Below are 9,212 nucleotides of genomic sequence, written 5' to 3'. Positions count from 1 at the left end.
GAACCGGCGATCGATCCTGCCACGGTTGAGGTGAGGGCATTTCTCAGAAAGATGACGTATCAACTGATTTACTGTTGACGAGGAGTTTGTGCGGCTTTAGATTTATTAGGAGTTTCTCTGATTTGTACCCAGTAACGGGGCAGCGGAAATTCTGTTAATCTTTCCCAAAGCACAGGTTATGGCTTTTTGTCAATCGAGAAAGTCCCGATCCATAGCTTGTTTCAGGGCATAAAAACAGCAAAAAGAGGGAATCCCTTACTCTAAAGATTAATTGCCATCAGTATAGCGATCGCTATACAGCGAACTCTAGGGAATCGCTCCACTCCAGAGACAGTCAACGGTACAGCCATTTTCAAGGGAAAATGTACCCAGTGACGGCTTGTCAATTTATTCTGAGAAGCTCTATGCAGTAAGGGTTTTGTTAATTTTTTAGTATTTATGTATGGGGAAGTCCAGTAATACCAAAGATAGATGCCAAGTAGATCAGAAACCGCTAGACTAAGGGCAGCAAAACAAACCCATTATTACAAGGTAAGCGCATCTTAATAATCTTTGACAAAATATAAAATGAACTCGGAGAGCAAACTTATATGTTTCAATTAAGCATTCTAGCTCAAGTTTCTGAATCTGTAATACTTTAACTGCAAGTATACTTATATGAGGTAAGTTCAGTGATAGAAGAAATGTATGTTGAGCAGGTTCGCAGACCCAAAAATTATATGGTCTTTAGCGCAATCGACTAGGAGAAACGAACATCTTGCATCGTACAACAAGTTACAAAACAATTGCTCAGATTCTCAAGTTCCAAAAGTAGTTGACAAAGGAAAAATCATCATGGATGCTAACATAAAAAACTTTTTTAATAATTGCGATCCGACAAAACCGCTAAATTACGGTAACACAGAAGACAAGAGTTATTATATCGATTTTACTTCTGTACGAGGAGTTGAAGTTATTAAACAACTCAAAGACTCTATTGAATGGGATACAAATCGTACTTACCAGCTATTTACCGGCCAGATCGGCTGCGGTAAAACTACAGAATTATGGCGACTAAAGACAGAATTAGAACAAGATAACTGGGGTGTTGTTTTTCTTGATGCAAGTATTGGATTAGAGATAAATGATCTCCGTGTAACCGATCTTTTAATATTCATTACTTACGGAATTAGCAATGAATATATTAAAAATACCAACGAAAATTTTCTGGGACAGTGCTTTCCCAATTTCCAAAATATATTTAATAAGATTCTTGGCATTATACAAGAGAAATTGACAATATCAGACATTGGATTATCGGTAGGTTTGGCTACGATTACTGCCCACGTCAAAGAAAGTCCGAAAATAAGAGACAGGCTAAGTAATCAACTTGGGATGTTTATGCCCGATCTTATTAGGGCAATTAATGAGGAAGTGATTGGATTAGTAATTGAGAAGTTAGAAAATCAAGGTAAAAAAGGATTAGTAGTAATTGTTGATGGTCTCGATAAAATGATAGATATTGAGCAAGCAGAATCTCTATTTATCAACAAAACTCAACAGTTGCGTTCTTTTATATGCCATATAATTTACACAATTCCCATGAGTTTGGTATTTTCTGATAAGTTTCAGGCACTCCTCCAGAATTTTGCAGAAACACCGAAAGTATTACCGATGATACCTGTACGTCGGCGCGATGGCGGTGAGCATGAGGAAGGAATAAAACTGCTTAAAGAAATGGTACTAAAAAGAGTTTTTCCAGATTTACCAAAAAATCAACTTTTTGAGCAAATTCCCTTACTTTTTGAAAGTGATGAGGCTTTGAACCGATTGTGTCGAGTTAGTGGAGGTCATGTAAGGTATATACTTTTGTACTTGAGAGACTGGATTAGGAGCCAGGAACGATTACCCCTTTCCCAACCATATCTGGAAAGGATTATTGTGAAATACTGCAGCGACATATGTTTAGGTATAACTGAAGAGGACTGGAGATTACTTTGTCAAGTTGCGAAAACACAAGAGTTGGCTGGGGCTAGATACTACGAACGGCTGATTCGTAGCTTGTTTGTCTATAAATACGACGAACAGGGTCAGGCGTGGTTTGATGTTAATCCGATTCTTGCAGAATCAAAGAAAATGAAAAAAGAATGCCAAGCTGAGACAGAGGACTACAACAATGACTAATTTAAATTCTCCTCAAGAGGTGGATGATCAAAACAATGAATCTTTGCTGAGTTTAGCATGGGAAATCGAAAACTCTCAAGGAAAATTTCAGGTTATGTTAGCTCATTGCAACTATGGTAACTTGCGCAAATCAATGAAGCAGGAATTACAAAAGATTTGTTCGATTAAATCAATTAAAATTGACGAATTCTCTCTACAAGAGTCGTCTAAGAATATCTATACTCCCATTGTCAATTATTACCAGACTAAATCATCAAAAGCTTTGATGGTAGTAGGTTTGGAGTCAGTGAGCGATCTTGAACCTATCCTGAAAGATTTCAACTCAAATCGAGAGTCCTTTCAGAAAAACCTTCCTTGCCCGATGGTCTTGTGGGTTAACGACCAGATTCAAGTGCAAATGAGAAAGCTGGCTCTTGATTTTAAGACTTGGGCAACAATAACTACATTTGAGGTAGATGCTAACACATTAATTGAGGCTATTAAGACCCAAGAAAAGCAACTGTTTTCCTGCACATTAAATGCTGGCTCAGGTAAATTTGTTACCAATAATTTAATTTTTTATAAAGATTATCAATTAGAACTTGAATCAGCCTTGAGAGATTTAAAAAACTGTGGGTACGAGTTAACTGAGCAAATACAAGCTAGTATCGAGTTTTTTCAAGGTCGGGAGGATTACGCTAGTGGAATAACGGAGGAAGCTTTAAAGCACTATCAAAAAAGTCTCGATTTCTGGCATAAAAATCAGCTATTAAAGCGAGAAGGGATTGTCCTATTTGACATGGGGCTTTGTTATTTAAAGCAACCATCAAAATTAACACGAGATGAAAGTTTAAGACAAGCGAGAGGGCATTTTGAGGAATGTCTGAAAAAATTTGAACAGGCTGAACAAGAAGAAGGAAGTTCAAATAATTTAGTCGCTAAATTCATCAATCAACTATGTGAAGTTTTGCAACAAACCTCGGATTACTATCGAGACGAATTGGCAAAGGAAAACCAGCTATCTAACCCAAATGAAGCATCATTAAACCAATTGGATGAAGAACGGCAGAAGATATTAGATGAACTAGATAAAATATCGCAAATATCTTTGGCTTTACAGCGACTAAATTTCGATCCTTTGAGAGAAGCTGAAGCTTACAAATTTATTACCTATGTCGCCGAGCAAAAAGAAAATTTGCGAGATGCGAATAATTCAGCCAAGAAAGGCTTAGAAATTATCAATAATTTGCAGAATATTTATTTATTAGTCATGGCAAAAGTCCAAGCAAAATTAGACCAAAAAGCTGCCATACAAACTCTGGAAAAAGCCAGAGAAAATGGACTTTTAGATGACCCAGAACTTTACATCCGTATTTTAGAAACTCTTTGGTCATTTTATTTTGAAACAAAAGACTATCTACAGGCTTTTAAAATCAAACAGGAGCGACGTTCAATTCAGCAGCAGTTTGGTCAGCGTACTTTCATCGGTGCTGGATGTTTACAACCCCAACAACAAGTTGGTAGGGAGCAAGGAGAAGTTGCGTTAGAGATTAAGATATGTCGGCAGCAAGATATGGATGAACTCAAAAGGCGAATCAAAGATCGAGATCATATGCATAAGCTGACCATTCTGCACGGACTTTCGGGAGTTGGCAAAAGTTCCATAATATGTGCGGGTTTAATCCCCGCCTTAGAGCAAGATAATTTTCAAGGAAAGCAATGCAAACCAGAGATCATCACTACAAGTCCTGCTTTTGAAAAAGAATGGATTGATGATTTAAAAGAAAATCTCAAAAATTCTCATTATAAAAATTCTGATTATTTCTATGTGTTAATTTTTGACAATTTTGAGTTTTATTTACTCAATTATAGCCAGAAAGAACTAGAAAGTATTTATGAGTTGATAAAAACTTTACTCCAGAAAGATAATGTCGGTTTGATTATCTCTATCGGGGAAGATCACTTGTCCGACTTATTAGATTTGGGAAGCTGGACTAGGTTAGATATTTTGAGCCAACAATTCCGCTACCGACTAGAAGATTTAACTAAAGAAGATGCCATGTCTCTCTTAACAAACTTGGTTAAAAAACCTCGATTAAACTGGGAACAAGACTTGATAGAAGAGATAGTAAAAGATTTGTCGAAAAACTCAGGTAAAGTCCGCCCAATTGAGTTACAACTTTTAGGTATGATCATTCAAGATGCTAGAATTACTAGGAGGGAAGAATATGAAGAACTCAAGAAAACAGGAATTGAAAGTTGGTTAGATAGGATTATTAAAGATTGTGGTACTGAGAATGAAAAAATTGCCCAAATCGTCCTCTATTTACTTACTATATCGGAAAAACAAAATGATATTTGTCCTCAAAAGACGAGAAACGAAATAGAGGATAAAATAGAAATAATTAAGTTGTTAGACTCAGAAAATGCCGAACTTGTCGAGGTGCAAAAAAATTCCTTAGATGTAGTGCTAGAAGTTTTAGTGGGCTGGGCTATAGTTAAAAAGATAATGCCTAAAAGAGCGAGACAAGTATCTATGACTTGCTCTTATCAGTTAGCTAACGAGACTCTGAACGAGTTTGTCCAAAAAATGTTTAATCGAGATAGTCATTTGACAGAACTTGCAATGAAACTCCGCAAGCCTGAAACAGAACTGAGAAAAGCTATTACCAATCAGAAGATAGTTCAACTTAATTCAAAAGCTTGGGCTTTATTTTTGGACAATGACCAACTTGAAGCATTATCAACAAGTGTTGAAGCTGGCAAAACATTTCTGGATAACGAGAAAATCCTTGACGGAGAGAATGAACTCAAAGAAGACACGACAAATAATCTCCGACAGATATACTCTGCGATGGAAGAAACCAACCGTTTGACAAAACATACCGGTAACGTCAATAGTGTGACTTTCAGTCCAGATGGTCAACTCATTGCTTCAGCTAGTGCAGATAGGACGATTAGACTTTGGTCTCGTGAAGGTGAGGAGATAAAAATCCTGAATGGACATAAAGATTGGGTGAGAGATGTCTGTTTCAGTCCAGATGGTCAACTCATTGCTTCAGCTAGTGCAGATAGGACGATTAGACTTTGGTCTCGTGAAGGTGAGGAGATAAAGATAGCTCCAATGGAACATCAGGATAGAGTCAACAGTATCAGTTTTAGTCCAGATGGTAAGATTATTGTTTCCAGCAGTGATGATCATACCATTAAACTCTGGGATATTAACCGTGATTTGTCAGAGGAAATTTCGGTATCTTTAAGACAAACTTTTTTCAAACACGCTTTAGATCATCAAGATGGACATTCTGGTTCAGTTAACAGCGCAATTTTCAGTCCTCCTAATATTCGTTATGGTATTCACGATCAAATAATTGCTTCAGCAAGCGATGATGAAACTATCAAGCTTTGGAGTCTCGATGGCAAATGCCTTGCCACTCTTAAAGGGCATCAGGGAATTGTAAGATGGGCAACATTTAGTCAAAATGGTCAACTTCTTGCTTCAGCTAGTGATGATTACACTGTCAAAATCTGGGGTATTGACTACACTCTAGTAACAAATTCTGACGGAAAAACTGATTGCAAAATTAATGGTACTTTACTGACAAATCTTCAGGGCCATCATGATTGGGTCTGGGACGTAAATTTTAGCTTTATTTCTGACAGTAAATTACTGGCATCAGCTAGTGACGATAACAGTATTAAACTTTGGAATCTTGATGTCCAATTTCCTCAAAATATGCAAGCGCACCAAGAAAAAGTTTGGGCGGTGAGCTTTAGTTCAGATAGTCAATTCCTAGCCACAGCTAGTTCTGACAAAACCGTTAAAATCTGGAATCTTGAAGAGAAGAAACTACTTAAGACATTAGACGAACATACTGATTGGGTATGGGCTGTTAATTTCAGTCCCGATGGCAAGTTTCTTGCTTCAGGTGGTGGGGACAAAAGTTTGAAAATATGGAAGGTAGGTGAAAGTATTTCTGAAATTTCTCTGATAGAAGATATTAATATTCAAAATCACAAATATACTAACTATGCTCATAAGGATTGTATCTGTTGTGTAAAATTCAGTCCTAATAGTCAACTACTGGCTTCTGCCAGTGCTGATAATACTATCAAGCTTTGGGATATTAAAGGCAATTGTATTAATACATTAAAAGGGCATGAGGATAAAGTTTATAGTATTTATTTTAGCTCGGATGGAGAAAAAATTATTTCGGTTAGTGCTGACAAAACTATTAAACTTTGGTCATGTTCTACTGGTGAAGAAATCAAGACTTTTTGTGGGCATAAAGAGTGGGTCAATTATGCAACATTTAGTCCAGATGATCAATATATTGCCTCAGCCAGTAATGACAATACCATCAGAATTTGGGATATGAATGGAAAAAGTAAAATTATTGGACGACATCGAGGAAAAGTCTGGAGTGTCCGCTTCATCAACGAGAAAACTTTAGTTTCAGCTAGTGAGGATAAGACGCTGAAATTATGGACATTAAAGGAAGGATTTTGGAAGCTAGAGAAAGAAGAGGTAGGAATAATGCAGCCTAACCCAATCAAGGGAATTAGTAATAAAATTACTAATGTAAAGCTAAGTCCAAATCGAAAAATACTAGCTGCGCCAACTAACGATGGTATTATCCAAATTTGGAATATCGAAAAGTTGAAAATTGAACCTCTTGAGTTAAATTCGTTACTGAACAAAGGTGAAGATTGGCTCAATAATTATCGGAGAAGCAGAGTTGAACAACCCCCACCCCAATAGACCTCGACCTAATATTATCTTTCTAGTTAACCCCGGTTCAGGATAACACTATAGCCATTTCAGATAAGTCTTATACCTGGACTTCCCCCGTATAAACCTACTAACTATGGCTAAAAGTTTTACAGAGCCTGAGTTAAAGCAGTATAATACTAATGGACTACTGGACACAAAATCCTGAAGTCTTTACGCTGATAGGGTTTGAGGCAAAATTTTTCAAATTTGACCTTTAGACCATTATAGCTTGTTTCGGGTCAGAAAACCAGTAAAAACATGGCTACAGAGGGAATCCCTTACTCTAAAGATTAATTGCCATCAGGTTAGCGATCTCTATACAGCGAACTCTAGGGAATCGCTCCACTCCAGAGACAGTCAACGGTACAGCCATTTTCAAAGGGAAAATGTACCCAGTGACAGCTTGTCAATTTTTTCTGAGAAGCTCCATAAGGGTTTTGTTAATTTTTTAGTATTTATGTATGGGGAAGTCCAGACATATCTATCATTAAATTTCGGTTTCAGCAGCTTCGCGTAAACGGCTAATTGTACTTTTGGCCTCTTTGAGTAGGTCATGCCAATCATCTGGAGGATAACCGGTCTCCAGCATTTTTCTAAAGACTCTATAAGCGTCTGTACTACTCTCATAAGCTCGCTTAGAGTTTTCATCATTGACCCAAGCGAGGAGAATTATTTTACTCTCTTGATGATATCGAAAAAACAGTCGATACTGCTGAAAAAACTTGGCTCTAAACCAGTGTTTGTAATCGTCTCCAAGCGTAGTTCCCTGTCGATACTCACTGCGAGTTGGGTCTTGAGGAATAGTATCAAAGGCTAACTTTGCTATGGCAGCTAGACGCTTTGTCGCATTTTTCCTTTTGTAATCTTGAGGAAACTTGTGGCGCAGCTCTTCAACCTGCGTCACAAGTTCTTCAAACTGTTCAAGGAACAGAGGATGAGCAAATATGCTCCATCCATTAATTACTAGGGGCTGATCTATAGACAACCTTATTCGTCCTCATCCAGAAGTGGTGCATCAAGCTCCAGATCAACGCCAGAGACCAAGTATTGAACATGATTGACTAGGTTAGAACTAATTGCCTGTATGTGTTGAGGGTTCTGTTCCATATCTTGGGCAAGAAAATTCAGAAATTTCCCAAGCACCGGATCATTTTCTTCTGTCCCGTCAGCCCTGGAAATCCATACTTTGCCGTCGGGCTGTATGTTGTAGCAGATTTTATCGCGCTTATTCAAGCCAAGGGCTTTGCGAACGGAATCGGGAATTGTAGTCTGATAGCGATCGGTAAGAGTGGATTCTGGCCATGGAGCCATAGTTGCAGCCATTGGGACCTCTCAGCCTATTTGTAAAAACATCTTGATGGTAATGCAAGTGCATTGTCTCGTCAAGTGTGGAGTCGCTGGATATGTATAGCCATTTCAGATAAGTCTGATGCACTCTAGACCAGTTAAACCCTTATGAAATCTGGCATTAATATTAGACCTCTTGCATAATTTTGGTTCTTCCGAACTTACACTGTAGAAAATTCCTCAAGCTCCCTCTCTGCCCAGCAATGCTCTAAAGTTGATAAATATCAATCTAACAAAAACTCAAAGCCCTATTATACAAACTTTACAAGTATGAGTTGTTGATAGTTTGACATGACAGGTTCGGTAGAGCCATATTCTCAAATCGAACATTCTCGTCACCGAAGCCTGGTCAATTTTTGTGTCAACGTCTTGTGTGGCTTAATTGCTTACTGTCACCAACCCAAGAAGCCCTCTCTACAGATGGACTGGGTTTTACCTCAATCTGCTTAACCCGAACTCAGGTTACTTATTGTGTCGCCTAGTGTCTCGTTCTTATTTGAAATAACTGGACTTCCCCGTTGACAAAAAGCCATAACCCGTGCTGTAGAAGGGATTAAGAGAATTTCCGCCGCCTCGTTACTGGGTACAAATCAGGGAAACTCCCAATAAATCTAACGCTTTTTGTTGCAGTTGGGTCGGTCGAGTTATCTTAGAAAAACGATAACTTCCCTCCCTAATCGTACATTCCACTGTATTCAAGCAAATTGTCCCCAGGTCTTCCAACAAAGTCCGAAAGCTATGCACAGGAAAGTTCTCTTGATTCCGTTTTTTTCTCTCTTTAGATTGAGCGGATTCACTGCGACTCGCCTTAATCACATTCAGAGAACCATCATCAATTTCTTCATCCTCAAATAACAAAGGAGCCAAGGACTGTTTTAAATGCCATTCCACATAATAAGCCAACATACATAAAAAGATATGGGCTTTAACTCTATCACCCTTATAATGA

The 9,212-nt window shown here is 38.0% G+C and carries 4 protein-coding genes and 2 pseudogenes; 3 read left to right on the top strand and 3 right to left on the bottom strand.

Features of this window, described 5'->3' with window-relative positions; all coding sequences use genetic code 11:
• Window positions 1-834 precede the first annotated feature (834 nt).
• Window positions 835-2,163 (top strand): hypothetical protein, encoded by a 1,329-nt coding sequence (locus tag O9295_RS25820; protein ID WP_288036142.1) that lies wholly within the window; start codon window positions 835-837, stop codon window positions 2,161-2,163.
• The gene (locus O9295_RS25815) at window positions 2,156-6,904 is read left to right on the top strand and encodes a WD40 domain-containing protein (RefSeq protein ID WP_288036140.1); all 4,749 of its coding nucleotides are present in this window, start codon (window positions 2,156-2,158) and stop codon (window positions 6,902-6,904) included. Before O9295_RS25820 ends, O9295_RS25815 begins: the two co-directional genes overlap by 8 nt.
• Before the next feature lie 499 nt (window positions 6,905-7,403).
• Here O9295_RS25815 and O9295_RS25810 read toward each other — a convergent pair whose 3' ends face one another.
• Together O9295_RS25810 and O9295_RS25805 are read right to left on the bottom strand one after the other, a co-directional pair.
• Window positions 7,404-7,901: a type II toxin-antitoxin system YhaV family toxin gene (locus O9295_RS25810; RefSeq protein WP_288036139.1), complete on the bottom strand. Its 498-nt coding sequence runs from the start codon at window positions 7,899-7,901 to the stop codon at window positions 7,404-7,406.
• Window positions 7,902-7,903: 2 nt separating this feature from the next.
• Entirely contained in the window at window positions 7,904-8,227 is a 324-nt protein-coding gene (locus O9295_RS25805) for a type II toxin-antitoxin system PrlF family antitoxin (protein ID WP_288036137.1), read from the bottom strand.
• Window positions 8,228-8,578: 351 nt separating this feature from the next.
• On the opposite strand from O9295_RS25805, the pseudogene O9295_RS25800 reads away from it, so the two are divergent.
• Window positions 8,579-8,713 (top strand): annotated as a pseudogene (locus O9295_RS25800) (IS982 family transposase); the annotation flags it as partial.
• Window positions 8,714-8,839: 126 nt separating this feature from the next.
• Here O9295_RS25800 and O9295_RS25795 read toward each other — a convergent pair.
• Window positions 8,840-9,212: pseudogene (locus O9295_RS25795) on the bottom strand (IS1634 family transposase); the annotation flags it as partial.

Source organism: Microcystis sp. LE18-22.4A (assembly GCF_027531105.1).
Classification (GTDB): domain Bacteria; phylum Cyanobacteriota; class Cyanobacteriia; order Cyanobacteriales; family Microcystaceae; genus Microcystis; species Microcystis aeruginosa.
The sequence above is the reverse complement of the archived record's forward strand: the minus strand, read 5'-3'. Positions and strand labels throughout refer to the sequence as shown.